We start from the raw sequence: 24,326 nt of genomic DNA, 5'->3' as shown, positions 1-24,326 counted from the left end.
GCGTGTGTTCTTGAGCCTTCACGCGGCCGCGTCAAGCAGGCGCCGCGCCCGCTACATCAGCATCGTGATCGGGTCTTCGATGAAGCCCTTGAACGCCTGCAGCCAGCGCGCGCCGGTTGCGCCGTCCACGACCCGGTGATCGCAGGTCAGGGTGACGGTCATCACGGTCGCCTTGGCCAGCGCGCCGTCGATCACCATGGGACGTTCCTCGCCCGCCCCGACCGACAGGATCATGCCCTGGGGCGGGTTCAGGATCGAGGCGAAGGACTTGATCCCGAACATGCCCAGATTGGACAGCGAGAACGTGCCGCCCTGGTATTCCTCGGGCTTGAGCTTGCGGTCACGGGCGCGTGCGGCGAGGTCCTTCATCTCCGCGCTGATCTGGGCGAGGCCCTTCTGATCGGCGTCGGCGATGATCGGAGTGATGAGCCCGCCCTCGATCGCCACGGCGACCGAGACATCGGCGTGGCTGTGCCAGGCGACGCGGCCGTCCTCGATCCAGCTGGTGTTCGCTTCGGGCACCTTCTTCAGCGCCAGACCCGAGGCCTTGATGAGGATGTCGTTGACCGACACCTTCACGCCGTCAGGCGCCTTGTCGTTGACCTGTTTGCGGAATTTCAGAAGCGCGTCGAGCCGGCAATCCACGTTCAGCGGGAAGTGCGGCACGTCGCGGAAGCTCTCGCTCAGCCGCTTGGCGCTGATCTTCTGGATGCCGTCAGCCTTCTTGATTTCGTAGCGATCCGAGGCGATGCCGTAACGCGCCAGCGGCTCGGCCTCGTCGACCTTCGCCCTGGGCGCTTCGACGGCCGGCGCGCTGGGCGAAGCGCCCGCGCCGGCGTGATCTTCCTGTTTCGCAGGCTTCGCCGCGCCGTCCGACTTCGCCGCTTCCACGTCGCGCTTGACGATGCGCCCGCGCGGGCCGGAGCCCTCGATGTCCCCAAGCGCGATCCCCGCGTTAGCGGCCAGACGGCGCGCCAGCGGGGAGGCCTTGATGCGCTCGCCGCTGTCCGATTGAGGCGCTGGCGGGGCCTTGGCGGCGCTGTCTTTTGAAGCGCTGCTCCCCCCTCCCCGGTCCTCCCCCGAGGGGGAGGGAGAAGATGCTGAACCGCCGGATTTAGGGCTCTGGGACTCGCTAGAAGCGTTCGCTCCGGAGGCTGCGCTCGACTTCCCTCCCTCCCCTTGAGGGGAGGGCCGGGGTGGGGTGGAGCCACCACCCGCGCCCTCGAGCGCGCTCTCATCCTCGCCCTCTTCGAGCAGCAGGGCGATGACCGCGTTGACCGCCACGCCTTCGCTGCCTTCGGGCACGAGGATCTTGCCCATCACGCCTTCGTCGACCGCCTCGACCTCCATGGTGGCCTTGTCGGTCTCGATCTCGGCGATGACGTCGCCGGATTTGACTTGATCGCCTTCCTTCACGAGCCAGGCCGAAAGCGTACCCTCCTCCATGGTGGGCGACAGGGCGGGCATCAGGACTTCGATGGGCATCAGGCGGGCTCCGGTGAGCGGGTCAGGCGTTCTTCAGGGTCGAACGCGCGAAGAAGGTGAGGAAAAACAGGCCGATGTAAACGACGATCACGGCGAAGAACATCGACTGCTGGATGACGCCGTCGAGACCGCTGAGCGCGTTGTTGAGCGCAGCCCGGCCGGTCGGCGACAGGCCTGTGGTGCGCTCGATGTCGATCAGCGTCTCGACGAAGCCGTCATGGATCTGCTGGCTGCCATAGGCGACCCTGGCGAGGAAGGCCGTGGTGAGCGTCAGGAAGAAGAAGCTGAAGGCCCGGAGCGCGAATCCGGCATGGCGCAGGAAGGCCCAGACCGCCACCACATAGGCCGAAATCACGGTGAAGAAGACCGACACGCCCAGCAGCAGGATGTTCTGGTACTCCACCATCTGCTCGATGACGTCGGCTTCGGTCATGACCGCGCTCCCTCGACGGGCTCGCGCCGCGCCCAGCGGTGCAGGAAGGTGAGGTAGACCATGGTCAGATAGACCAGCCCCGCCACGCCCCAGCCCAGCCACACGGCGTACTCGTAGGCGTTCGCAAGCACCGCTTCGGCGCCGAAATACAAAAGCTCGGCGTTGTCGGGCGGCAGGGCGGCGCGCGCCTCGTCCGGGATGGCGGACAGCGCGAAGAACAGCCCCGCCAGCGTGCGCTCGATGCCGACCGCAGCGAAACCCAGGAACAGGAAGGCGCCCGACAGCATGATCAGCGCGACGCATTTCATCAGGAAGGGCGCGCGGTGCAGGAAGTAGTACAGCGCCGCGATATAGGCCGAGACGACCGTGAAGTAGATCGACACGAGACCCAGCACGTTCGCCGTGCCCTCGCTCAACAACTCCAGGATTTCAGCCTCGGTCACCCTCGCCTCCCTCAGTTGGATATCCCGCCGCGCGGGGCGTCGGTGGGATTTTCCAGCTCAGCTTCGAAGAGGTCCAGTATTTCATCGAGCGCGGCGTCCGGGCTCGACGCCTTGCCGGTCTGCGCGAACGCCATGGCGAAGTGGCGCGCGAAATCGGCCAGCAGCACGCCGGCATGGCCCGGCCCCTCCATCGCCTCGGGGTCGAGCTGCACGCCGATCTCGCCGTCCTTGGTGCGGAAGGCGAGGAAGAACGGGTAGGCGTTCTCCGGCGGGCCTTCGGGCGCGTCGTCGGTCATCGCCCTACTCCGCGTAGCAGACGGCTTTCGCCGCCTTCACGATCTTGTCCACGCCCGGCAGCGAGAGCTTTTCAAGGTTCGCCGCATAGGGCAGCGGCACGTCTTCCTGATGCACCCGGGCGGGCGGGGCGTCCAGGTAATCGAAGGCCTCCGCGGTGACGACCGCGGCGATCTCCGCACCCACGCCCATGCGGCCCCAGCCTTCTTCGGCGCAGACGATGCGGTTGGTCTTCTTCACCGAATTGACGACCGTTTCGGTGTCCAGCGGCCGGATCGTACGCAGGTCGATGACCTCCGCCTCGATGCCGTCTTCGGCCAGCTTTTGAGCCGCCTGAAGCGCGAAGCCGACCATGCGCGAATGCGCCGTGATCGTCACGTCAGAGCCCTGGCGGCGGATCTTCGCCTTGCCGATGGGAAGGACCCAGTCCTCTACGTCGGGGATCTCGAAGGTCTCCCCGTACATCAGCTCGTGTTCAAGGAAGACGACCGGGTTGGGATCACGGATAGCGGCCTTCAGAAGGCCCTTGGCGTCGGCCGCGTCATAGGGCGCGATCACCTTCAGGCCGGGTACATGGCCGTACCAGCTGGAATAATCCTGGCTGTGCTGGGCGGCGACGCGGCTGGCCGCGCCGTTAGGGCCGCGGAACACGATCGGGCAGCCCATCTGGCCGCCGGACATGTACAGCGTCTTGGCGGCCGAGTTGATGATCTGGTCGATGGCCTGCATGGCGAAATTGAAGGTCATGAACTCGACGATCGGCTTCAGCCCGCCGAACGCCGCACCGACGCCCAGGCCGGCGAAGCCGTGCTCGGTGATCGGCGTGTCGACCACGCGGCGGTCGCCGAATTCCTGCAGCAGCTCGCGGGTGACCTTGTAGGCGCCCTGATACTCGGCGACCTCCTCGCCCATGACGAAGACGCGCTCGTCGGCGCGCATCTCCTCGGCCATGGCGTCGCGCAGGGCGTCGCGCACGGTGATCTCGACCATCTTCGTGCCCGAGGGAATCTCTGGGTCATCACCCACCGGCGAGCCTGACGACTTCGATCCCTCCGCCTGCGAGCGCTTCTGCGGCTCGGCGGGGGTGGAATCCGGCTTGGCGCCCTTGTCGCCTGTGTCGATCTCGTCGTTCTTCGCGTCGGGCTTTTTCGCCGGAGCGGTGTCGGCGGTCTTCGCCTCGCCGCCCGGAGCGTAATCGTCGAGCGCGCTTTCGTCCTCGTCCTCTTCGAGCAGAAGGGCGATCGGGGCGTTGACCTTCACGCCTTCAGCGCCTTCCTCGACGAGCAGCTTGCCGACCCGGCCTTCCTCGACCGCCTCGACTTCCATCGTCGCCTTGTCGGTCTCGATCTCGGCGATGACGTCGCCGGAGCTGACCTGGTCGCCCGGCTTCACGTTCCATTTCGCCAGCGTGCCCTCCTCCATGGTGGGAGACAGGGCGGGCATCAGCACTTCGATGGGCATCTAGGCGGCTCCGGTGAACGGAAGGACTTGAAGAAGAACCAGGACGACCCCGGCGAGCGCGGCGACCCAGGCCAGCGTGCGCAGCACCGGCACGCCGAACCAGTAAAGCGGGGCGTAGGCGGCCCGGCCGGCGACGAACAGCCAGCCGCCGAGTGCGGTCATCTCGTTGGTGCGGTCGAGCATGATCGCCACCAGCATCAGCGGCGCGAACATCCACAGCGCCTCGATCATGTTCTGGTTCGCGCGCTTGGCCCGGCCCGCGAGCGCGCCGTCGGTCAGGTTATCGCGCGGGCCCAGCAGTTCCCCGGGCTTGTGTTCGAGATTGGAGAACACGCCCTGAACCATCACCTGCACGATGAAGATCAGGACGGCGAGGACGAGAAGGCTGGCGTCGAGGGTCATGACTTATCCCTCCACAAGCACGTCGGTGTAGAGCTCGGACGGATCGGGCTCCGGGCTCTCCTTGGCGAAGTCGGCGCTTTCGTTGACGACCTTCTTGATGGACTTGTCCAGATCCTTCAGCGCGTCCTCGTCCGCCCAGCCCTGCTCAAGGATCAGCTTGCGGGCGAGATCGAGCGGGTCCTTGGTGTCGCGGTACTGATTGACCTCGTCGCGCGTGCGGTACTTCGCCGGATCGGACATGGAGTGACCGCGATAGCGATAGGTCTTCATCTCGAGAATGAACGGCCCCTTGCCCGAGCGGGCGTGCTCGACGGCCTTTTTCGATTTCTCGTAGACCTCGACCACGTTCATGCCGTCGACTTCCTCGCCGGGAATGCCGAAGCTGATGCCGCGCTTGCACAGATGGGTCTCCGAGCTCGCGCGCTTGACCGAAGTGCCCATGGCGTACTGGTTGTTCTCGATGATGAAGATCACCGGCAGGTCCCAGAGCTTGGCCATGTTGAAGGCCTCGTAGACCTGGCCCTGGTTGGCCGCGCCGTCGCCGAAATAAGTCGCGCTGACCTTGCCGTTGCCCTTGTACTTGTTGGCGAAGGCGAGGCCTGCGCCGATCGGCACCTGGGCGCCGACGATGCCGTGGCCGCCGAAGAACTGCTTGTCGCGCGAGAACATGTGCATGCTCCCGCCCTTGCCCTTGGAGTAGCCGCCCTCGCGCCCCGTAAGCTCGGCCATCACGCCGTTCGCGGTCATGCCGGTGGCCAGCATGTGGCCGTGGTCGCGATACCCGGTGATGACCTGGTCGCCGTCTTCGAGCGCGCCCTGCACGCCCACGACCACGGCTTCCTGGCCGATATAGAGGTGGCAGAACCCGGCGATCAGGCCCATGCCGTAGAGCTGGCCGGCCTTCTCCTCGAAACGGCGGATGAGGAGCATGTCCTCATACCATTTCAGGAGCTGATCCTTGCTGACGGGAAGGCTCGACCTGGAGGATTTCGAAGCGGCGGACTTGCGCGCGGCCATTTAGTTCACACGCGAACAAGTTATTGTCCGCGCTCCCTGTTTACGCTGCGCGAGCGTTTAACAGGGGTTCTCGCAAGGCCGCAAGAGGCAGGAATTGCTGCGCTTGCGAAATATCGAAGCGTCAGGGCCGATCAGCGCGCGCCGGAGCGGTCGATCGTCACCACGATTTCATCGGGATGGGCGAAGCGCAGCACGGCGCGGGCGCGCTCTTCGAGGTAATCGACGTCCACGCCCTCGCCGTTTTCGTCGAGCCGGGCCACGCGGTCTTCCATCTGCAGGCGCACGCCGCGCAAGCGCTCGAGCTCGGCGCGGCTCGCCGCCAGATCGGCGTCCAGGGCCATGCGGTTGCGCAGGCCCTGCTCGCCGGTCAGGGCGTGAGCGCCCAGAAAGGCGATCACCAGAAGAAACCCCACAAGGGGAATGAACCGCTTCAGCGCGTTCATGCCCGTCTCCATCCACCGCCCGCCTTTTGCGGATCGTTCGTGGGGAGACCTTAGGCCCGGCGCGGTAAAGGAAGCGTTAGAGCGAATCGAGTCCCGCGCGAATATCGCGATGATTCGGCGCTACAGCGGCGCTCCGATTGACCGGGCGGACGCCCTCCGAACGAGCGCTAGCGCCCAAGGTCTCGCCCGATTGCAAGGCCTCCCCCACCCCGACCCTCCCCCAAGGGGGGGGGAGGGAGTGTCGTGGAGGCGCGGTGACTGACAGCACGATCGATAAGCCGGGCCAGGCGGTCGGATTTTATCTTGCACCGAACCGTCCTCCCTCCCTCCCCTTGAGGGGAGGGTCGGGGTGGGGTGCGCGACGGATCGTGACTTGTGGGAGGTCTGCCCCCTACCCCGCCGCGATGGCGCTCGACCCGGCGTAGACGGCCGCCGAGCCGAGTTCGGCTTCGATGCGCAGAAGCTGGTTGTACTTCGCGGTGCGGTCGGCGCGCGCCAGCGAGCCGGTCTTGATCTGACCGCAGTTCGTGGCCACCGCGAGGTCGGCGATGGTCGCGTCTTCGGTCTCGCCGGAGCGGTGGCTCATCACCGCGCCGTAGCCGGCGCGCAGCGCCATTTCGACCGCGTCCAGTGTCTCCGACAACGTGCCGATCTGGTTGACCTTGACCAGAAGCGCGTTGGCCGCGCCCTCGCCGATGCCGCGCGCCAGACGGTCGGGATTGGTCACGAACAGATCGTCGCCGACCAGCTGGCATTCGCCGTCCAGCATCTCGGTCAGCACGCGCCAGCCGTCCCAGTCGTCCTCCGCCATGCCGTCCTCGATGGAGACGATCGGATAGGCGCCGACGAGTGCCTTGAGGTATTTCGCGAAGCCCTCGCTGTCCTCGGTGCGGCCCGCGCACTCCATGACGTACTTGCCGCCCTTGAAGAACTCGGTGGAGGCGACGTCGAGCGCCAGGAACACGTTCTCGCCGGGCGTGTAGCCGGCCGCGCCGATCGCGGACATGATCACATCCAGGCAGTGCTCGGCGCTTTTGAGGTCCGGGGCGAACCCGCCCTCGTCGCCGACATTGGTGTTGTGGCCGTCCTGCTTGAGCTGCTTTTTCAGGGCGTGGAAGATTTCCGCGCCGGCGCGCAGCGCTTCGGAGAAGCGGTCGAAGCCGGTCGGCATGATCATGAATTCCTGGAAATCGACCGGGTTGTCGGCGTGTGCGCCGCCGTTGAGGATGTTCATCATCGGGGCGGGCAGGATGCGCGCGTTCGCCCCGCCGACATACCGGTAGAGCGGCAGCCCGGCGGATAGCGCAGCGGCCTTCGCGGTCGCCAGCGACACGCCCAGGATCGCGTTCGCGCCGAAATTGGCCTTGTTCTCGGTGCCGTCGGCGTCCAGCAGCGCCTCGTCGATCTTGCGCTGGTCCTGGGCCTCCATGCCCGCGATCGCCTCGAAGATTTCGCTTTCCACCGCGCGCACGGCTTCCTGCACGCCCTTGCCGCCATAGCGCTCGCCGCCGTCGCGCTTTTCAACCGCCTCGTGCTTGCCCGTCGAAGCGCCCGAAGGCACCGCCGCGCGGCCCATCGCGCCGTCTTCAAGGGTGACGTCCACCTCCACTGTCGGGTTGCCCCGGCTGTCGAGGATTTCACGGGCGGCGATGTCGACGATGGCGGTCATGGATGGTCCCCGGGGCGCGGTGTGAGGCGGGGCGATCGCCCCGATCAGGAATGCTCGCGCGGGTGATAGCGGAGACCGCGAAAAACGCAAAGCGGCGCGGCGCCCGGGCCGGATTTGTCGGCGCGCCGGGACGGCAGGGGCGTCGGCGGCTCCGCCCCCTAAACCTCCACCACCACGCTTCCGATCTTGCCGTCCTCGACCCGCTCATGCGCGCTGACGCAGTCTTCCAGCGCGTAGGTGCGGTCGATCAGCGGGGTGAGCGCGCCGTCCTTCAGTGCGCGGGTGATCTCAAACGCCGCCCGCGCGCGCCGTTCGAGCGTCAGCTGGTAGACGAACACGGTGTGGATCGACGCGTTTCGGAACATCAGCGGATAGAAATCGAGCTCGGGCGTGCGTTCGGCCTCGCTGCCGTAGGCCGCGATCGAGCCGTGCGGTTTCAGGATCTCCGCCGAGGCGCGCAGATTGCCGCCGAACTCGACCTCGACGACATGATCGACGCCCTGGCCGTCCGTGGCGGCGCGCACCGCCTCGACGACGTCCTGGGCGGTGTAGTCGATCACCTCATCCGCCCCGGCGGTCCAGGCCGCTTCGGCCTTTTCCGGGCTCGACACGGTCGTGATCACGCGCGCCGCGCCCATCGATCTGGCCAGCTGGATCGCCGCATTGCCGACAGACCCCGCCCCGCCCGTGACCAGCACGCTCGCGCCCATCACCGGCCCTGCGCAGGTGAGCGCACGATGCGCCGTCATCGCCGGAACGCCCAGCGCCGCACCGTGAATGAACTCCGTGCCCTGCGGCAGCGTCACGGCGAAGTCTGACGGCAGCACGCAGGTTTCCGCGCAGGTCCCGCCGGCGCGCCTGAAAGCGGCGTTGTAAAGCCAGACCCGCTCGCCGATCCGCGCGGTGTCGACGCCTTCACCGACCGCTTCGATCTCCCCCGCGCCGTCGGAATGGGGGATCTGCCGCGCCACGTTCATCGGCCCGCGCGCGCCGGCGCGCTGTTTCACGTCGGAGGGGTTCACGCCCGACGCGGCGATGCGCACCGCGACCTCGCCGGGCCCGGGCTCGGCCGGCTCGATCTCGCCGAGGGTCAGCACATCGGCCGCCCGCCCCTGCTCGTCATACCAGATCGCCCGCATGGCTCGCTCCGTTCGCTGAGCGAAGCGTGGCGCGGGTAGCAGGCGATGTCGAGGGGGTCAGTCCCGGTCGCCGCGCCTGCGTTCGAGCGCATCGCGCTGGCGTCGGACCGACACGGCGTAGACGGCGATCACACCGACCGCCACGCCCATCAGCGTGAACGCCATGATCCATTCAATCGCGTTCGCGTCCATCGGAGGCGCCCTCCAAAGCGCGGCCAAGACCGATCAGCCCGTGCGCTGCGAAATGCAACGCTGCAGCCACACCAATATAGGCGGTAGAGACGGCGAGGTCAGCTCCGCCGAACAAGGCGTATCCTGCCGCGCCAATAGACAGGGTGTGGAGCGCGTCTCGCCCGAGTTGAATATGGTGTCCGAGCACAATCATTTTCTCCTGAAAGGAGAATTGATCGATCCGCCGCGCGGCGCAAGCGTCTACTCGCCCTTCCGCTCCTCGACCATCCTGTCGAGGCTCGCCTTGAGGCGGGTGAAGAAGATGGTGTTCAGAACGCCCAGCGCGCCGGTCACCAGGAGCGTGATCCCGATCGCGAGCTGAAGCCCGCCCTCGCCGAACCGGCCCGAGGCCAGCGCCGCGCCAGCGATCGCAACAAGCCCGAAGGCGGGTATGAGGATGCGGGGGAGTTTCATGAAAGCACCAAACGCTCTTCCCGTCCCCTTGTGGTGAGGGAAAAGACCGCGAGCCTGCATCCACCAGGCTTCGCCTCACCTCAGCCTACCACCACTTTTCCGGCTGCGCGTCGAACCCCGCCGCGTCCTCGATCGCCGCGCCGACCTTGAACATGGTCTCTTCGTCGAGCGCCCTGGTGATGACCTGCAGGCCCAGCGGCAGCCCCTGGGAATCCAGGCCCGCAGGCACGCTGATCGCGGGGATGCCGGCGATGTTCGCCGTCACGGTGAAGACGTCGTTGAGATACATCTCGATCGGGCTGGCGTCGGCTTTCGAGCCGATCCCGAACGCCGCGCTCGGCGTGGACGGGGTCAGGATGGCGTCGACCTTTTCGAAAGCCTGCTCGAAATCCTCGAGGATCTTCCGGCGGACCTTCAGGGCGCGCAGATAGTACGCGTCGTAATATCCCGCGCTCAGCACGTAGGTGCCGATCAGGACCCGGCGCTGGACTTCCTTGCCGAATCCCGCCCCGCGGGTCTTCTCATAGGTGTCGATCAGGTCCGCGCCCTCGACGCGCGCGCCGTAGCGCATGCCGTCATAGCGGGCGAGGTTCGAGGAGGCCTCCGCCGGGGCGATGATGTAGTAGGCGGGCAGCGCGTATTTCGTCATCGGCAGGGAGATGTCGACGATCTCGCAGCCGGCGGCCTTCAGCCACTCCACGCCCTGGCTCCAAAGGGTCTCGATCTCGCCGGGCATGCCGTCGAGCCGGTACTCCTTCGGAACGCCGATCCGCAGGCCCTTTACGGACTTGCCCACCGCCTCGACCCAGTTCGGAACCTCGCCGGGATAGGAGGTGGAGTCCTTGGGGTCGTGACCGCTCATCACCTGGGTGAGCAGGGCTGTATCCTTCACCGTCTTGCCGAAGGGCCCGGGATGGTCGAGCGAGCTTGCGAACGCGACCACGCCCCAGCGCGAGCAGCGGCCATAGGTCGGCTTCACGCCGACAAGGCCGGTGAACGCGGCCGGCTGGCGGATCGAGCCGCCGGTGTCGGTGCCCGTCGCGCCGTAGCTGACGCCCGCGGCCAGCGCCGCGGCCGACCCGCCCGAAGAGCCTCCGGGCACGAGCTCTTCGTCAGACCCCTTGGCCTTCCACGGGTTCACCACGGGACCGGTGTTCGCCGTCTCGTTCGACGAGCCCATGGCGAACTCGTCCATCGAGGTCTTGCCGAAGAAGACCGCGCCGGCGTCCCACAGGTTCTGGGTGACGGTGGATTCGTAGGCCGGCTTGAAGCCCCTGAGGATGTTCGAGCTGGCTGTGGTCTCCACGCCGTTCACCGCGAACAGGTCCTTGATGGCGATCGGCACGCCTTCGAGCAGGCCGCCCTCGCCCCGCGCGATCTTCGCATCGGAGGCTTTCGCCATGTCCACGGCTCGATCCCCGTCGATCACGGTGAAGCAGTTGAGCGGCTTGGCGATCGCTTCCGCGCCGGACACGGTGGCCTCGGCGAGCTCGACCGCGGTGAAGTCCCTGGACTTCAGCCCGTCGATCGCCTCATGCAAAGTGAGCCTGGAAAACTCGGTCATCGCGCTCACTCCACGCTTTTGGGGACGACGAAGAAGCCTTCCTCGGCGCGCGGGGCGTTCTTCAGAACGTCCTCCCGCTTGCCGCCGTCGGTCACCGCGTCTTCGCGCAAGGGCAGCTTCGTCGGCGCGGCGGTCGTCATCGGCTCGACGCCCTCGACATCGACTTCATTGAGCATCTCGACCCAGTCGAGAATGCCGTTGAGTTCGCCGGTCAGCGCATCGAGCCGGTCGGCGGGCTCGGCGATGCGCGCAAGCTTGGCGATGCGGCGCACCTCGTCTTTGGTGACGGACATGGCGGGCTCCGAAGGAGAGGAAAATTCGTCAGCGGCGAGCCATACCGGCGCGCGTGCTGCGGCGCAAGACGGCGGGGCTTTCGCAAACCGGTGAGCAGGCGTAAACGGGCGGGCATGCTCTTTCTCCACCCCGCCCACCTGCCCAAAGGTCCGCTGATGGCGGTCGACCCCGGCGACAAGACGCTGGGTCTGGCGGTCTGTAACGCGGACCGCACCGTCGTTTCGCCGCTGACCACGATCGAGCGGGTGAAGTTCACGAAGGACGCCGTGGCGCTCCTGAAGCTCTACGACGAACGCGACTGCAAAGGCCTCGTCGTGGGCTTGCCGCTGCACATGGACGGCGGCGACGGTCGCCGGGCGCAGAGCGCGCGCAGCTTCGTGACCAATCTGCTCAGGCTGCGCGACCTGCCCGTGGTCTATCAGGACGAGCGCCTGTCCACCTTCGCAGCGACCGAGCAGCTGATCGAGGCCGGCGTAAAGCCCTCTGACCGCAAGGCTTTCGTCGACGCCCAGGCCGCCGCCGTCATCCTCGAGGCCGCCCTTCAGCGCATCGCCGAAGGCCCGCCGCAACAGGGCGAGCGCGAGGCGTGAGCGCGGTCGCGGTCGCCCTCGTCCCGATCTTCGGGGTGATCGCGCTGGGCTGGGCGCTCAGACGCTCGAAGCTCGTCAGGCTGGAGCTCTGGCCGGGCATCAACCGGCTGAGCTATCAGGCGCTTCTGCCCGCCCTGCTCTTCTCGACCATTTCCCGCGCCGAGATCGAAGGCGCCGAAGCCGGCGCGTTCCTCCTCGCAGTCACCCTCGCCTTTCTGGCCATGGGCGCGATATCGCTTCTGTTCAAACCGCTTCCCGTGGACGGGCCGGCCTACACCAGCCTGTTTCAGGGCGCGGTGCGCTGGAACGGCTTCGTGCTCCTGGCGCTGGCGGGCGCGGTGTTCGGCGCTGAGGGCGCAGCGCTCGTGGCGCTGGTCTTCGCGCCGACCGTGCCGCTCATCAACGTGATGTGCGTGGCGGTGCTGACGATCTGGGGGGTGAGCGAGAAAAAGCCCGATTTCCGCCAGGTCGGCTTCCGCATCGTCACCAACCCGCTGATCATCGCCTGCCTCGCCGGAGCCGCCGCGAACGCGTTCGACCTGTTCCAGACCGGCCCTGTCGCGGACACGGCAGCGCTGGCGGGCCGGGCGGCGCTGCCGCTCATTCTGCTGGCCATCGGCGCAGGGCTCGACTTCTCGGCGCTCAGGGCGCGGCCGGGGCTTCTCAGCCTGTCGGTCGCGCTGAAGCTCGTCGCCGCCCCGCTCGTCTTCTACGGGCTGGGCGTCGCGTTCGGCGTGCAGGGCATGCCGCTCGTGCTTCTGACCGCGATCGGCGCGGCTCCAGGCGCGGCGGCGTCCTACGTGCTCGCCAGCGAGATGGGCGGGGACGCCCGGCTCATGGCGGGCCACGTCACCGCGACGACGCTGCTCGCCTTCCTGGCCCTGCCGTTCTGGATCTGGTTCGCCAGCGCATGACCGGGGAGATCCTCACCGCCTTCGCGCCGGTCTTCGCGCTGGTCGCGCTGGGGTACGCGGTGCGCGCTTCGGGTCTGATGCCGCGCGAGCTGTGGGGCGGGATCAACGCGCTCAATCACCGCATACTTCTGCCCGCCTTCCTGTTCGCGCTGATCGCCCGCAGCGATCTGACAGCGCCGGGCGCAGCCGGGCTCGCAGCCGTCGCGCTTGCTGGCGGCGCGTTGCTGTTCACGGCGGCCTGGCTCGCATCGACGCTTCTACGGTCCGGCAGGAGCGAGACGGCCGCCCTGATCGCAGTCGCCATGCTCTGGAACCTCGTCCTAACCGTAGCCCTCGCAGACCGCCTTCTGGGTCCCGAAGCTGCAGACCGCGCCGCAGCTCTGGTCGCGCCTGGCGTCATCCTGGGCGCAGGGGCTGCCGTCGCCGCCTTCGCGTTCGCCGGCGCAGGCTCTGCCGGCGGCGCGCTCCGGCGTGTCGCTGCGGACCCGGTGGTGATCGCCTGCGCTGCAGGGGCGCTCGCCTCGCTTTTCGGCGTCCTCGACGCCGTACCCGGCCTGCTCGCGCCACTGGACATGCTGGGCGCAGGGGCGATGGCGGTGATCCTGCTGGCGATGGGCGCAGGGCTCGACCTGCCCGCGCTGAGGGGCCGCCTGGCGCCGATCGCGGCGGCGGCGGCGCTGCGCTCCGTGGCAGGCCCGGCGATCTTCATCACGCTCGCGGTTCTGATCGGCCTGGACGATCAGGCGCGCGTCATCGCGGCGCTGGCCGGCGCTGCGCCGGGGGCCGCCTTCACCTATGCGGTCGCGGCTGATTTTCGTACTGAAGCGCCTCTGGTCGCCGGCATGCTGACCCTCAGCGTGCTGACCAGCCTCCTCGCCCTGCCGGTCGCCGCAGCGATCGCGCTTTCGCTCTAGCTTGCGGCGGCGGGCGCGCGCGCCTATACCGCCCCCCGCGCCAGACGAAGCGAGGTCCCGATGAGTCGCGCCGGGTTCGCCTATGATTTCCCGCACCGGAGCCTTCTGGGCGTGGGCGCGCTCAATCCGCTCGACGTGTCGATGATCTTCGAGCGCGCCTCGGTGCATTTCGACGACAATCGCAGCCGGGCCGAGCGCGACCGCACCCTCGAGGGGATCGCGGTCGTCAATCTGTTCTTCGAGAACTCCACCCGCACGCTGTCGAGCTTCGAGATCGCCGCCAAGCGGCTGGGCGCGGACGTCATCAATTTCGCCGCCGGCTCGGCCTCGATCTCCAAGGGCGAGAGCCTTGCGGACACCGCGCTCAATCTCAACGCCATGAACCCCGACGTGCTGGTCGTGCGCCACCATGCGGCCGGGGCCGCGGACTATTTCGCTCAGGTGACCGGAGCCAGCGTCGTCAACGGCGGTGACGGCGCGCACGAACACCCCACCCAGGCGCTGCTCGACGCCTTCACCCTGACCCGGCGCTGGGGCGAGGTCGGCGGCAAGCGCATCGCCATCATCGGCGACATCCTGCACAGCCGGGTGGCGCGCTCGAACGTCTCCCTGCTCAATCTTCTGAACGCCGAAGTACGGCTGTGCGGGCCGGCGACGCTGCTGCCCGCCGACGCCGACCGCTGGGGCGTTCAGGTCTTCCACGATCTCGACGAGGCGATCGAGGGCTGCGACGCGGTGATGGCGCTGAGGATCCAGAAAGAACGGATGAGCGGCGGGCTGATCCCGTCCGATCGCGAGTACGCTGCGCTGTACGGGCTCAACCACGCGAGACTGGATCTGGCCGCGCCGGACTGTCTCGTCATGCACCCGGGGCCCATGAACCGCGGGGTGGAGATCGACGGCGCACTCGCCGACGACCCCGAGCGCGCCGTGATCCTCGAACAGGCCGAAGCCGGCGTCGCGGTGCGCATGGCGGTGCTCGAACTCATCACCGGCCGCGCCCCGAACCGGCGCGGGGAAGACGACACGCAAGACGGGACCGGGGACGGCGGATGACCCTTTTCACCAACGCCCGCCTGATCGACCCCGCCTCCAATCATGACGGACCGGGCGATATTCGCGTCCGCGACGGCCGGATCGTCGAAATCGCCGAAGGTCTGTCGCCTGAAAGCGGCGAGCAGGTTCATGATCTCTCCGGCGCGGCGCTCGCGCCTGCGCTGATCGATCTCAGATGCCGCGCGAGACCGGCCTCGTCCGGCGCTTCAGGGCTCGACGCGACCGCCAGAGCCGCAGCAGCCGGCGGGGTCGGCACGCTGGTGCTCGCGCCCGACAGCGGCGCAGGTCTCGCCCGGCCCGAGGACTTCGCGGCCGTTGAGAACGCCGATCTGACGAGCCCGGTGCGGCTTCTGCCCGCAGGGCTCGCCGTCGACGCCGCCGGAGAGATGGGCGAGATCGGGCTGATGCTGCGCGCGGGCGCGGCGCTGGTCGGCGACGGCGGCGCGCCGATCGTCGACACCAGGCTGGCCCGCCGTGTGCTCGCCTACGCCTCGACCTTCGACGCCTGGGTGTCTTTGAGGTGCGAGGAACCGCATCTGGCGCGCAACAGTTGCGCGACTGAAAGCGATCTCGCCATGCGGCTCGGCCTGCCCTCCCGGCCGGCAGCCGGAGAGCGCCTCGCCATCGAGCGCGGCGCGGCGCTGGCCGAGCTGACCGGCGCGCGCGTGCTCTTTGACCGGATCACGACCAGCGAAGGCCTCGCCGCGCTCGATGCGGCGCGGGCGCGCGGGCTCGAGATCGCGGCCACCGCACCGGTCACCCATTTCATCTTCAACGAGGTGGACGCGGGCGGCTTCGACGCGCGCTTCCGCCTCGACCCGCCGCTCAGAAGCGAGGCCGACCGGCTCGCCCTCATCGAAGCGCTGGCCGACGGCGCGTTCGAAGCGGTGGTCTCCGACCATCACGCCAGCACCGGCGAAGCCAAGGCCCATCCCTTCCCCGAAGCCGAAGCCGGCTCGGCCAATCTCGAAGCGCTCCTGCCCGCCTTGTGCACGCTCGCCGCGGACGGCCGCCTGCCGCTGACCGACGCGCTGCGCCCGGTCACGTCAGGACCCGCAGATCTTCTGGGCCTGCCCCAGGGCCGGCTCGAACCCGGCGCGCCGGCGGACTTCGTCGTCTTCGACCCCGACCGGCCCGTGGTCTTCGGCAAGGCGGGGCTCAGCTGCCGCGCCGCCAGCGCGTTCGAGAACCGCCGACTTTACGGCGCGGTCTTGCTTACGATCGTCGAAGGCGCGATCATTCATCAACCTCAGGGCTGACTCATGTTCGATCCGCTTCTCATCGCCGCTGCGCTCGGCGGCTATCTGCTCGGCTCGATTCCGTTCGGGCTGGTGCTGGTCCGGCTCGCCGGGCTGGGCGATGTCCGGAAGATCGGCTCGGGCAATATCGGCGCGACCAACGTCCTGAGAACCGGGCGCAAGGATCTCGCCCTGCTCACGCTCGTGCTCGACAGCGGCAAGGCCGGCTTCGTCTGCCTGATCTTCGGCCTTCTGGTTTCCACCCCGGCCGGGCTCGTCGCGGGCGGCGCGGCCTTTCTGGGCCATTGCTTCCCGGTCTGGCTGAAGTTCAACGGCGGCAAGGGCGTGGCGACCTTCCTCGGCGTGCTGCTCGCGGCCGCCTGGACCGTTGGGCTTCTGGCCTGCTTCACCTGGCTCGGAACGGCGCTTCTGTTCCGCATCTCCAGCCTCTCCGCGCTCGTCGCCGCCGCCTTCGCCCCGCTCGTCGCCCTGGCGTTCGGCCGTGAGGACGTCGCCCTGCTCGCGCTCTTTCTCGCCGCGCTCATCTACTGGCGGCACAGCACCAATATCGGCCGCCTCATGAAGGGCGAGGAGCCGATGATCGGGGCGAAGAAGACGTGAAGCGCAAAAGCCTGACCAGCGCCGAGCGGCTCGACTGGCTCAGGCTCGCACGGACCAGCGGGGTCGGTCCGGTCAGCTTTTCCAAGCTCATCGAACGCTACGCCGACGCCGCAGCAGCGCTCGACGCCCTGCCCCGGCTGGCCGCGCGCGGCGGACGCAGCAAGCCGACCCGGCCGGTCACCCGCGCCCAGGCGCAAGCCGAACTCGACCGGCTCGACGAGCTCGGTGCGCGTCTGGTCTGCGCCTGCGAGCCGGAGTTCCCGACAAGCCTCGCCGTGCTCGATCCGCCTCCGCCCGTGGTCTCGCTCATCGGCGATCTCGATCCGGCAGAGCGTCCGGTCTGCGCGATCGTCGGCGCGCGCAACGCCTCGGCGATCGGCATCCGCTTCGCCGGCCAGCTCGCCCGCGATCTTGGTGAGCGCGGCGTGATCGTGTGCTCGGGGCTCGCGCGCGGCATCGACGGCGCCGCTCATGCGGGCAGCCTCCAGAGCGGAACGATCGGCGTGATCGCGGGCGGGCTGGCGCGCGTCTATCCGCCCGAACACGCCGAGCTTCAGGCCGCCATCGCCCGGCAAGGCCTTCTGGTGAGCGAAACTCCGCCCGACTATGTCGCCCAGGCGCGCGACTTTCCGCGGCGCAACAGGCTCATCGCCGGGCTGTCTGACGGCGTGGTGGTGATCGAGGCGGCCGAGCGTTCGGGATCGCTCATCACCGCGCGCATGGCCGGCGAGCAGGGCCGCGAGGTCATGGCCGTGCCCGGCTCTCCGCTCGATCCGCGGGCGAAGGGTGCGAACCGGCTTCTTCGCGAGGGTGCGGCGCTGATCGAAAGCGCCGATGACGTGATCGCGGTGCTGTCGCAAGCCCGCAGGCCGTCGCTCGAGGAGCCCTCGGGCTTTGATTACGAGGACGAGCCGCCCGATCCGCGCGAGCTTGAAGACGAAGCCGACCGGGTGCGCGCGAAAGTCGCCGAGCTTCTGTCCCCCTCCCCGGTCAGCCGGGACGAGATCGCCCGTCTTTCCGGAGCGCCGGCGCGGGCTGTGCTCGCCGCGCTGGTCGAGCTCGAACTGGCCGGGCGCTGCGTGCTCGCGCCCAACGGCATGGTCTACGCCGCCTGGCCCGATCAGGCAGGTGACTAGTCCTCGACGCCGAAGGGATAGGGAAGGGTCGGCGGCTCGCCTCTTAATTTAGGCGGTCCGTCAGTGCGGAGCCTGCACTCCTGCTCGACGACACGGGACGCCGCCGCGAGCATCACCGAGGAGTTGTGCAAATCCGAAATATGGGCGAAGTGCGACATCGAGGCGAGCATCTCGATCAGGTAGCCCGCTGCCTCTTCGGGCCTGGCGGGCTCGTTGAAACTATCAAAGGGATCTCTTGAATCGGACATCGCCGCGCGCCTCGTAAATACAACTTACACGATTTACCTAAACGAGTACACGCTTCGGTGCAAGTGCGCCGGCTCGTGTTGACAGGGTTGCAGGTTCAACCCACCTTCCGCCCTCTTCCGGCAGCGGGCCCCGGCCCAGCGCCCGCACCCCCTTGAAGGTCCCCCGCCGCAATGCACGTCCTCGTCGTCGAATCCCCGGCCAAAGCCAAGACGATCAACAAGTATCTGGGCTCGGACTACACGGTTCTGGCGAGCTTCGGGCATGTCCGCGACCTGCCCGCGAAGGACGGCTCGGTGCGTCCCGACGACGATTTCGCGATGGAATGGACCGTCGAGGGCAAGGCGCGCGACCGCATCAAGGCGATCGCCGACGCGCTCAAGGACGCCGACACGCTGATCCTCGCCACCGACCCCGATCGCGAGGGCGAGGCGATCAGCTGGCACCTGCTCGAAGCGCTGCAGAAGCGCCGCGCGCTCAAGGACAAGAAGGTCCAGCGCGTCGCGTTCAACGCGATCACCAAGAAGTCGGTCAGCGAGGCCATCGCCAAGCCCCGCGAGCTCGACATGGAGCTGGTCGAGGCCTATCTCGCCCGCCGCGCGCTCGACTATCTGGTGGGCTTCACCCTGTCTCCGGTTCTGTGGCGCAAGCTGCCCGGCGCGAAATCCGCCGGCCGCGTGCAGTCGGTCGCCCTGCGGCTGATCACCGAGCGCGAAGGCGAGATCGAGCGCTTCGTTTCGGAAGAATACTGGTCGCTGGACGCCATGGTGAAAGCCGAGGGCGCGAGCGCGAGCTTCAAGGCGCGGCTGTCGCGCTTCGAAGGCGAGAAGATCACCAAGATGAGCCTCGAGAACGAGGCCCGCGCCCGCGCCGCCGAGGCTGCGGTCAAGGCGGCGGCGTTCACCGTCGCCAATGTCGAGGCCAAACCCGCCAAGCGACACCCCTCGCCGCCCTTCACCACCTCCACCCTGCAGCAGGAAGCCTCGCGCAAGCTCGGCTTCGACGCCCAGCGCACCATGCGCACCGCCCAGCGCCTCTATGAAGGTGTGGAGATCGGCGGGGAGACGGTGGGTCTGATCACGTATATGCGAACCGACGGCGTCTCCATGGACGGCGGCGCGATCGCCGAGGCGCGCGCCGTGGTGAAAAACGAATATGGCGGCGATTACGTCCCCGAGGTCCCCCGAAAGTATTCCTCCAAGGCGAAGAACGCCCAGGAAGCGCACGAGGCGATCCGGCCGACGAGCTTCTCGCGCCTGCCCGGCAAGCTGCGTCTCGATAGCGACCAGGCCCGGCTCTACGACCTCATCTGGAAGCGCGCCGTGGCCAGCCAGATGGAAAGCGCACGGTTCGACCGCACGACCATCGATCTCGAAAGCGAAGACCGGCAGACCGCGCTGCGCGCCACCGGCCAGGTGCAGACCTTCGCCGGCTTCCTCGCGCTCTACCAGGAAGGCCGCGACGACGAGACCGAGGAGGCCGAGGACCGGCTGCCGCATGTGAACAAGGGCGCGAAGGCGACCGCCGAACAGGTGATCGCCGAGCAGCACTTCACCAGCCCCCCGCCGCGCTTCACCGAAGCCACGCTGGTGAAAAAGCTCGAAGAACTCGGCATCGGCCGGCCGTCGACCTACGCCTCCACCCTCTCGGTGCTGCGCGACCGCGGCTATGTCCGCATGGAGGACAAGCGCTTCTTCCCCGAAGACAAGGGCCGGGTGGTCATCGCGTTCCTGGAGAACTTCTTCCGGCGCTATGTCGAATACGATTTCACCGCCAGCCTCGAAGACCAGCTCGACAAGGTCAGCGCGGGCGATCTCGACTGGAAGGCGCTGTTGCGCGATTTCTGGCGCGACTTCTCCGCGAGCGTCGAGGAGATCGCGGATCTGAGGATCGGCGACGTCATCGAGAAGATGAATGTCGAGCTCGCCCCGCTGATCTATCCGCCGCGCGAGGACGGGTCGGATCCGAAGGTCTGCCCCAGCTGCAATGTCGGCGAACTCAGCCTGCGCCTGGGCAAGCACGGCGCCTTTGTGGGCTGCTCGAACTATCCCGATTGCCGCTACACCCGGCCCCTGGGCGCGACCGACACCCCGCCCCAGGCCGCCGGCGACGGCGCGCTGGGCGAGCATCCCGAGACCGGCGCGACGATCTATCTCAAGGACGGCCGTTTCGGCCCTTATCTGGAGATGACCGTCGAGGGCGAGGAAAAACCCCGCCGCGGCTCCATTCCCAAGGGCTGGAACCCGGCGGATGTCGATCTCGACAAGGCGGTCATGCTGATCGACCTGCCGCGCGAGGTGGGCAGGCATCCCGAGGACGGCGAGCCGATCGAGGCGGGCATCGGCCGGTACGGCCCGTTCGTCCGGCACGGCAAGACCTACGCCAACCTGCAAAGCGCCGACGAAGTGTTCGAGGTCGGGCTCAATCGCGCGGTCGATCTGATCGCGGAAAAGCGCGCCAATCCGCGCGGCCGCGGCGGGGCCGCCGCCAAGCCGCTGAAAGAGCTCGGCAAGCACCCCGAGGACGGCGAGCCGATCAATGTGATGAGCGGGCGCTACGGGCCTTACGTCAAGCACGGCAAGACCAACGCCACCCTGCCCAAGGGAACCGAACCCGAAGCGGTGACGCTCGAACAGGCGGTGGCCCTGATCGCCGAAAAGGCGGCCAAGGGCGGCGGCAAGAAGAAGGCGCCGGCGAAGAAGAAAGCGCCCGCCAAGAAGCCCGCCGCGAAGAAATCCTCCGGGGCGAAGAAGAGCGGGGCGAGCGCGAAGAAGGCGAAGTCTTGAGCAGGGACCCTTACGAAGAGCACGGATTCACACGCGAGACGCTGCTCGAAGCGATCAAGCTGGGCGAAGGCCGCTTCACCAAGCGCGAGATCGCCCGCGCGCTCGACCTCAAGGGCGAACAGCGCACCGCGCTGAAACAGGCGCTGAAGGATCTCGAATCCGCCGGCGCGATCGAAAAGAACCACAAGAAGGCCTGGGCGCTCGCGTCGGGCCTGCCGCCGGTGACCGTGCTCGAAGTCTTCGACCGCGACGTGGACGGGGAGTTTCTCTGCCGCCCGGTGAAGGAAGAGCTGCGCGGGCCGACCATCCGCCTGGCCGGCGACCGCAAGGGCTCCCCGCCCGGCGTCGGCGACCGTATCCTCGCCCGCCTCACGTCCGATCAGGACGGTGCCTACGAAGCCCACACGATCAAGAAGCTCGGCAAGTCGACCACGAAGATCCTGTGCGTGCTGAACAAGGCCAAGGGCCCCGCCCGGCTGGTCCCCGTCGACAAGCGCGCGCGGCACGAGCTGATCCCTGCGCGCGGCGAAGCGGACAAGGCCAAAGACGGCGAGCTGGTCCTGGCGCGGGTCACGTCCGAACGCCGCCACGGCCTGAAGACCGCGATCATCGAGGAGGTGATCGGCGATGCGAACAGCCCGCGCGCGGGCTCGATCATCGCCATGGCCGAACACGGCGTGCCCGAGGGTTTTTCCGACGCCGAGGCCGAACAGGCCCGCGCGGTGAAGCCCGCCAAACAGGGCAAGCGCGAGGATCTGCGCGACATCCCGCTGATCACCATCGACCCCGCCGACGCGCGCGATCATGACGACGCGGTCTGGGCCGCGCCCGACGACGATCCCGCCAACAAAGGCGGCTGGGTGGTGCTCGTCGCGATCGCCGACGTCGCGGCCTACGTCACGCCCGGCTCGCCGCTGGACAAGGGCGCACGCAATCGCGGCGTCTCGGTCTATCTGCCCGACCGGGTCGTGCCGATGCTGCCAGAGCGGCTGAGCAACGACCTGTGCTCGCTGAAGGAAGGCGAGGAGCGGCCCTGTCTCGCCGTGCGCATGGTCTTCGACCGCGACGGAAACAAGCGCGGACACACCTTCATTCGCGGCTGGATGCGCTCTGCGGCCGGGCTGAGCTACGAGGATGCGCAGGCCGCGATCGACGGCGAGGGCGCGGGCAAGGCTGAAAAGCTGAAGAAAGACGTGCTCGAACCGCTCTGGGGCGCGTATGCGGCGCTGAAGAAGGCGCGCGACCGGCGCGAGCCGCTCGAGATCGACGCGCCGGAGAAGAAGATCGAGATCGGCGAGGACGGGCGCGTCAAAGGCGTGAAGGTCCGTGAGCGCTTCGACGCGCACAAGCTCATCGAAGAGATGATGATCCAGGCGAACGTCGCCGCCGCCGAGGCGCTGGAGGCCAAACGCACGCCCCTCATCTACCGCATCCATGACGAGCCGGGCTCTGAGAAGATCGACAATCTCGCCGACTTCCTGCCCACGGTGGGCCTGAAATGGTCCAAGGGTGAGCGCCCCACGCCGGGCCGGTTCAACCAGGTGCTCAAGCGCGCCGAGGGCGGCGAGCACTACGAGACGGTCAACGAGGTTGTGCTCAGAAGCCAGATGCAGGCGGTCTACTCGACCGACAATATCGGCCATTTCGGCCTGAATCTGGCGAAATACTCCCACTTCACCTCGCCCATCCGGCGCTATGCGGACCTGACCACCCATCGCGGCCTCATCCGGGCGTATAACCTGGGCTCCGACGGCCAGACCGACGCCGAACGCTCAGAGCTCGAGGCGATCGCGGAGGAAACCACCACCAACGAGCGCCGCGCCATGGCCGCCGAGCGCGACGCGGTCGACCGGTTCATCGCCGCCTGGCTGTCGGACCGCGTCGGAAGCGAGTTCGAAGGCCGGATCGCCGGCGTCACCCGCTTCGGCTGCTTCGTCAAACTTCACGAGACAGGCGCGGACGGGCTCTGCCCGGTCAGCCGTCTGGGCTCTGAATACTTCATGCACGACGAGGCGTCCCACGCCCTCGTGGGTCAGCAGACCGGGGCGCGCTACCGGCTGGGCATGGCGGTCACTGTGCGATTGGTCGAGGCCACGCCGGTGACGGGCGGGCTGTTATTCGACATTCTGACGCCTCCCGAATCTGGAAGACCGCCCGCGCGACGGGCCGGACGGCGCGACGGCGGCGGACGGCGCGGCCGCGGCCCTGCAAAGCCCTCTGGCGGAAAGCCGCATGGACGCCGCAAGCGCTGAAAAGACCAGGACCAAGGCCCTCCGCCCCCGCCTCGCCGCCTCGCTGATCCTGACGCGGGAGCGCACCGGCGGGCGCGTGGAGATCCTGCTCGGCCGGCGGTCGGGCGGTCACGTCTTCATGCCGCAGAAATACGTCTTTCCCGGCGGCCGGGTCGATCGCGGCGACGGCTACGCCCCGCTCGCAAGCGAGCCCCGGCGCGAGGTGCGTGAAACGCTGTGCCGCGTGCTGAGCGAGCGGCGCGCCCGCGCCGCCGCCGCCGCCGCGCTGAGGGAGACGGCCGAGGAGACCGGCCTGCTGCTCGCAACGCCGGGGCCGATCGAGAAGCCCCGCCCCGCCTGGGCGCCGTTCGCCGAGGCCGGCGTGCGCCCCGATGCGAGCGCGCTCGATCTCGTCGCCCGCGCGATCACCCCGCCGGGACGGCCGCGCCGCTTCGACGCCTTCTTCTTCACCGCGCCCGCAGACGCGGTTCACGGCGATGCGGCGCTGGTCGGCAACGGCGAGCTTGAAGACCTCCAATGGGTGTCGACCGCCGAGGCGCGGGAGCTCGACATCCCGATCATCACTCGCTTCGTGCTCGGCGAACTCGACGCCAAGCTCAAGGGCGAGCTCGACTGCGTGCGCTGCGCCCGGGTCACCCGCTCGGGCCCGAAAGTGGACACGCTGTGAGCAACCGTCCCCTGCCCGTCGCGGCCCTGATTCTGGCCGATCCGCACGCCCGCCGGGTGGCGCTGGCGAGGCGCGAAAGCGGCCTCGTGCTGCCGCAATCGCGGCCTGAGCGCGGCGACGGCGTCGCCACCGGGCCTGCGCCGCGCATCTCTCGCGCGCGTCTGGGCTGCGCGGAAGGCCGGGCGAGCGCGCTTCAGGACGCGGCCCTGCGCGCGCTCTACGAGGAACTCGGCCAGCTCGTCGCGCGGCCCGCGGGCGCAGACGAGACCCTGCCCGCGCGCGGCGGCTGGAGCCGGATGGCGCGCCATCGCCTGGCGCCGGACCGCGAGGCGCTGACCTATCTGGGCCGCGCGCTCGACCCCGCCGACGCCGAAGCGCGCCGGCATCTTCGCTTCTTCGCAGCGCCGCTGGCGCGGGTTTCGAACTCCATCAAGCGCCGCGGCCGGGCCGAGCGGATCGTCTGGATGGCGCCGGAGGCCGCCGCAGTCGCGCTCGGCGACGAGGCGGCCGCGCCGTTTCTCGATCTCGCCCTAAAAGCGCTCGGCGGCCGGCCGCGCCCGCTGCGGGTTACGTTCCGGGCGGGACAGCGCGTTCAATCGCGGCTATAGCCCGCGGGC

Annotated in this window: 26 protein-coding genes; 11 read left to right on the top strand and 15 right to left on the bottom strand. The window is 68.3% G+C overall.

The annotated features are described in order from the left end of the window. Positions 1-51: 51 nt before the first annotated feature. The 14 genes from ABL308_11980 to gatC form a co-directional block, all read right to left on the bottom strand. Complete coding sequence (locus ABL308_11980; GenBank protein ID XBQ15665.1) at positions 52-1,485, bottom strand: pyruvate dehydrogenase complex dihydrolipoamide acetyltransferase; 1,434 nt, start codon at positions 1,483-1,485, stop codon at positions 52-54. Positions 1,486-1,507: 22 nt separating this feature from the next. Continuing rightward, a complete protein-coding gene (locus ABL308_11975; protein XBQ15664.1) occupies positions 1,508-1,918 on the bottom strand; it encodes a hypothetical protein in 411 nt (136 codons plus the stop codon). After that, positions 1,915-2,361, bottom strand: a complete 447-nt coding sequence (locus ABL308_11970; protein ID XBQ15663.1) for a hypothetical protein — start codon at positions 2,359-2,361, stop codon at positions 1,915-1,917. The genes ABL308_11975 and ABL308_11970 overlap by 4 nt, the downstream gene beginning before the upstream one ends. Positions 2,362-2,372: 11 nt before the next feature. Next, positions 2,373-2,657 carry a DUF5076 domain-containing protein gene (locus ABL308_11965; GenBank protein XBQ15662.1) on the bottom strand — a complete coding sequence of 95 codons (285 nt, stop codon included), beginning with the start codon at positions 2,655-2,657 and terminating at the stop codon, positions 2,373-2,375. Between the two features lie 4 nt (positions 2,658-2,661). After that, positions 2,662-4,116 carry a pyruvate dehydrogenase complex E1 component subunit beta gene (locus tag ABL308_11960; protein XBQ15661.1) on the bottom strand — a complete coding sequence of 485 codons (1,455 nt, stop codon included), beginning with the start codon at positions 4,114-4,116 and terminating at the stop codon, positions 2,662-2,664. After that, positions 4,117-4,518, bottom strand: a complete 402-nt coding sequence (locus ABL308_11955) for an MAPEG family protein (GenBank protein ID XBQ15660.1) — start codon at positions 4,516-4,518, stop codon at positions 4,117-4,119. Positions 4,519-4,521: 3 nt separating this feature from the next. Then, on the bottom strand, positions 4,522-5,535 hold the full coding sequence (gene pdhA / locus ABL308_11950) for a pyruvate dehydrogenase (acetyl-transferring) E1 component subunit alpha (protein ID XBQ15659.1): 1,014 nt from the start codon (positions 5,533-5,535) through the stop codon (positions 4,522-4,524). Between the two features lie 131 nt (positions 5,536-5,666). Further along, positions 5,667-5,978: a septum formation initiator family protein gene (locus ABL308_11945; protein XBQ15658.1), complete on the bottom strand. Its 312-nt coding sequence runs from the start codon at positions 5,976-5,978 to the stop codon at positions 5,667-5,669. A 391-nt stretch (positions 5,979-6,369) separates the two neighbouring features. Next, the gene (gene eno, locus ABL308_11940; protein ID XBQ15657.1) at positions 6,370-7,647 is read right to left on the bottom strand and encodes a phosphopyruvate hydratase; all 1,278 of its coding nucleotides are present in this window, start codon (positions 7,645-7,647) and stop codon (positions 6,370-6,372) included. Positions 7,648-7,805: 158 nt separating this feature from the next. Next, the gene (locus ABL308_11935) at positions 7,806-8,786 is read right to left on the bottom strand and encodes an NADPH:quinone reductase (protein ID XBQ15656.1); all 981 of its coding nucleotides are present in this window, start codon (positions 8,784-8,786) and stop codon (positions 7,806-7,808) included. A 57-nt stretch (positions 8,787-8,843) separates the two neighbouring features. Beyond that, on the bottom strand, positions 8,844-8,978 hold the full coding sequence (locus ABL308_11930; GenBank protein XBQ15655.1) for a hypothetical protein: 135 nt from the start codon (positions 8,976-8,978) through the stop codon (positions 8,844-8,846). A 240-nt stretch (positions 8,979-9,218) separates the two neighbouring features. Beyond that, entirely contained in the window at positions 9,219-9,431 is a 213-nt protein-coding gene (locus tag ABL308_11925; GenBank protein ID XBQ15654.1) for a hypothetical protein, read from the bottom strand. Positions 9,432-9,516: 85 nt separating this feature from the next. Next, entirely contained in the window at positions 9,517-10,995 is a 1,479-nt protein-coding gene (gene gatA / locus ABL308_11920; protein ID XBQ15653.1) for an Asp-tRNA(Asn)/Glu-tRNA(Gln) amidotransferase subunit GatA, read from the bottom strand. A 5-nt stretch (positions 10,996-11,000) separates the two neighbouring features. Continuing rightward, positions 11,001-11,288: an Asp-tRNA(Asn)/Glu-tRNA(Gln) amidotransferase subunit GatC gene (gene gatC / locus ABL308_11915; GenBank protein XBQ15652.1), complete on the bottom strand. Its 288-nt coding sequence runs from the start codon at positions 11,286-11,288 to the stop codon at positions 11,001-11,003. 114 nt (positions 11,289-11,402) lie between these two features. Between gatC and ruvX the strand changes: the two genes are divergently transcribed. From ruvX to dprA, 7 genes are read left to right on the top strand one after another with little or no spacing between them, the layout of a single operon-like run. After that, positions 11,403-11,879 carry a Holliday junction resolvase RuvX gene (ruvX, locus tag ABL308_11910; GenBank protein ID XBQ15651.1) on the top strand — a complete coding sequence of 159 codons (477 nt, stop codon included), beginning with the start codon at positions 11,403-11,405 and terminating at the stop codon, positions 11,877-11,879. Next, the gene (locus ABL308_11905; GenBank protein ID XBQ15650.1) at positions 11,876-12,793 is read left to right on the top strand and encodes an AEC family transporter; all 918 of its coding nucleotides are present in this window, start codon (positions 11,876-11,878) and stop codon (positions 12,791-12,793) included. Before ruvX ends, ABL308_11905 begins: the two co-directional genes overlap by 4 nt. Continuing rightward, positions 12,790-13,707 carry an AEC family transporter gene (locus ABL308_11900; protein XBQ15649.1) on the top strand — a complete coding sequence of 306 codons (918 nt, stop codon included), beginning with the start codon at positions 12,790-12,792 and terminating at the stop codon, positions 13,705-13,707. The genes ABL308_11905 and ABL308_11900 overlap by 4 nt, the downstream gene beginning before the upstream one ends. 60 nt (positions 13,708-13,767) lie before the next feature. Continuing rightward, positions 13,768-14,763 (top strand): aspartate carbamoyltransferase catalytic subunit, encoded by a 996-nt coding sequence (locus tag ABL308_11895; GenBank protein ID XBQ15648.1) that lies wholly within the window; start codon positions 13,768-13,770, stop codon positions 14,761-14,763. Further along, positions 14,760-16,022, top strand: a complete 1,263-nt coding sequence (locus tag ABL308_11890; protein XBQ15647.1) for an amidohydrolase family protein — start codon at positions 14,760-14,762, stop codon at positions 16,020-16,022. Before ABL308_11895 ends, ABL308_11890 begins: the two co-directional genes overlap by 4 nt. 3 nt (positions 16,023-16,025) lie before the next feature. Next, entirely contained in the window at positions 16,026-16,622 is a 597-nt protein-coding gene (gene plsY / locus ABL308_11885) for a glycerol-3-phosphate 1-O-acyltransferase PlsY (GenBank protein ID XBQ15646.1), read from the top strand. Next, positions 16,619-17,758 (top strand): DNA-processing protein DprA, encoded by a 1,140-nt coding sequence (dprA, locus tag ABL308_11880; protein ID XBQ15645.1) that lies wholly within the window; start codon positions 16,619-16,621, stop codon positions 17,756-17,758. The genes plsY and dprA overlap by 4 nt, the downstream gene beginning before the upstream one ends. Here the strand turns inward: dprA and ABL308_11875 are convergent. Beyond that, the gene (locus ABL308_11875) at positions 17,755-18,006 is read right to left on the bottom strand and encodes a hypothetical protein (protein XBQ15644.1); all 252 of its coding nucleotides are present in this window, start codon (positions 18,004-18,006) and stop codon (positions 17,755-17,757) included. The two genes, dprA and ABL308_11875, sit on opposite strands and share 4 nt — an antisense overlap. Before the next feature lie 171 nt (positions 18,007-18,177). Here ABL308_11875 and topA point away from each other — a divergent pair, with 171 nt between their 5' ends. From topA to ABL308_11855, 4 genes are read left to right on the top strand one after another with little or no spacing between them, the layout of a single operon-like run. After that, complete coding sequence (gene topA / locus ABL308_11870; GenBank protein ID XBQ15643.1) at positions 18,178-20,790, top strand: type I DNA topoisomerase; 2,613 nt, start codon at positions 18,178-18,180, stop codon at positions 20,788-20,790. Further along, positions 20,787-23,042 (top strand): ribonuclease R, encoded by a 2,256-nt coding sequence (gene rnr / locus ABL308_11865; protein ID XBQ15642.1) that lies wholly within the window; start codon positions 20,787-20,789, stop codon positions 23,040-23,042. The genes topA and rnr overlap by 4 nt, the downstream gene beginning before the upstream one ends. Further along, positions 23,023-23,709: an NUDIX domain-containing protein gene (locus tag ABL308_11860; GenBank protein ID XBQ15641.1), complete on the top strand. Its 687-nt coding sequence runs from the start codon at positions 23,023-23,025 to the stop codon at positions 23,707-23,709. The genes rnr and ABL308_11860 overlap by 20 nt, the downstream gene beginning before the upstream one ends. Then, the gene (locus ABL308_11855; GenBank protein XBQ15640.1) at positions 23,706-24,317 is read left to right on the top strand and encodes a hypothetical protein; all 612 of its coding nucleotides are present in this window, start codon (positions 23,706-23,708) and stop codon (positions 24,315-24,317) included. The genes ABL308_11860 and ABL308_11855 overlap by 4 nt, the downstream gene beginning before the upstream one ends. Positions 24,318-24,326 lie beyond the last annotated feature (9 nt).

The organism is Oceanicaulis sp. (assembly GCA_040112665.1).
Taxonomy (GTDB): Bacteria; Pseudomonadota; Alphaproteobacteria; order Caulobacterales; family Maricaulaceae; genus Oceanicaulis.
This window is presented reverse-complemented; position numbering and strand designations above follow the sequence as displayed.

Excerpts from the sequence above, each read along its gene's own strand:
- plsY (XBQ15646.1), top strand. The coding sequence starts at position 16,026 with ATGTTCGATCCGCTTCTCATCGCCGCTGCGCTCGGCGGCTATCTGCTC.
- ABL308_11980 (XBQ15665.1), bottom strand. The coding sequence starts at position 1,485 with ATGCCCATCGAAGTCCTGATGCCCGCCCTGTCGCCCACCATGGAGGAG.
- ABL308_11935 (XBQ15656.1), bottom strand. The coding sequence starts at position 8,786 with ATGCGGGCGATCTGGTATGACGAGCAGGGGCGGGCGGCCGATGTGCTG.
- gatC (XBQ15652.1), bottom strand. The coding sequence starts at position 11,288 with ATGTCCGTCACCAAAGACGAGGTGCGCCGCATCGCCAAGCTTGCGCGC.
- pdhA (XBQ15659.1), bottom strand. The coding sequence starts at position 5,535 with ATGGCCGCGCGCAAGTCCGCCGCTTCGAAATCCTCCAGGTCGAGCCTT.
- ABL308_11930 (XBQ15655.1), bottom strand. The coding sequence starts at position 8,978 with ATGGACGCGAACGCGATTGAATGGATCATGGCGTTCACGCTGATGGGC.
- topA (XBQ15643.1), top strand. The coding sequence starts at position 18,178 with ATGCACGTCCTCGTCGTCGAATCCCCGGCCAAAGCCAAGACGATCAAC.
- ABL308_11965 (XBQ15662.1), bottom strand. The coding sequence starts at position 2,657 with ATGACCGACGACGCGCCCGAAGGCCCGCCGGAGAACGCCTACCCGTTC.
- ABL308_11955 (XBQ15660.1), bottom strand. The coding sequence starts at position 4,518 with ATGACCCTCGACGCCAGCCTTCTCGTCCTCGCCGTCCTGATCTTCATC.
- ABL308_11960 (XBQ15661.1), bottom strand. The coding sequence starts at position 4,116 with ATGCCCATCGAAGTGCTGATGCCCGCCCTGTCTCCCACCATGGAGGAG.
- ABL308_11860 (XBQ15641.1), top strand. The coding sequence starts at position 23,023 with ATGGACGCCGCAAGCGCTGAAAAGACCAGGACCAAGGCCCTCCGCCCC.
- ABL308_11890 (XBQ15647.1), top strand. The coding sequence starts at position 14,760 with ATGACCCTTTTCACCAACGCCCGCCTGATCGACCCCGCCTCCAATCAT.
- eno (XBQ15657.1), bottom strand. The coding sequence starts at position 7,647 with ATGACCGCCATCGTCGACATCGCCGCCCGTGAAATCCTCGACAGCCGG.
- ruvX (XBQ15651.1), top strand. The coding sequence starts at position 11,403 with ATGCTCTTTCTCCACCCCGCCCACCTGCCCAAAGGTCCGCTGATGGCG.
- ABL308_11975 (XBQ15664.1), bottom strand. The coding sequence starts at position 1,918 with ATGACCGAAGCCGACGTCATCGAGCAGATGGTGGAGTACCAGAACATC.
- ABL308_11925 (XBQ15654.1), bottom strand. The coding sequence starts at position 9,431 with ATGAAACTCCCCCGCATCCTCATACCCGCCTTCGGGCTTGTTGCGATC.
- ABL308_11945 (XBQ15658.1), bottom strand. The coding sequence starts at position 5,978 with ATGAACGCGCTGAAGCGGTTCATTCCCCTTGTGGGGTTTCTTCTGGTG.
- ABL308_11895 (XBQ15648.1), top strand. The coding sequence starts at position 13,768 with ATGAGTCGCGCCGGGTTCGCCTATGATTTCCCGCACCGGAGCCTTCTG.
- ABL308_11875 (XBQ15644.1), bottom strand. The coding sequence starts at position 18,006 with ATGTCCGATTCAAGAGATCCCTTTGATAGTTTCAACGAGCCCGCCAGG.
- ABL308_11900 (XBQ15649.1), top strand. The coding sequence starts at position 12,790 with ATGACCGGGGAGATCCTCACCGCCTTCGCGCCGGTCTTCGCGCTGGTC.
- gatA (XBQ15653.1), bottom strand. The coding sequence starts at position 10,995 with ATGACCGAGTTTTCCAGGCTCACTTTGCATGAGGCGATCGACGGGCTG.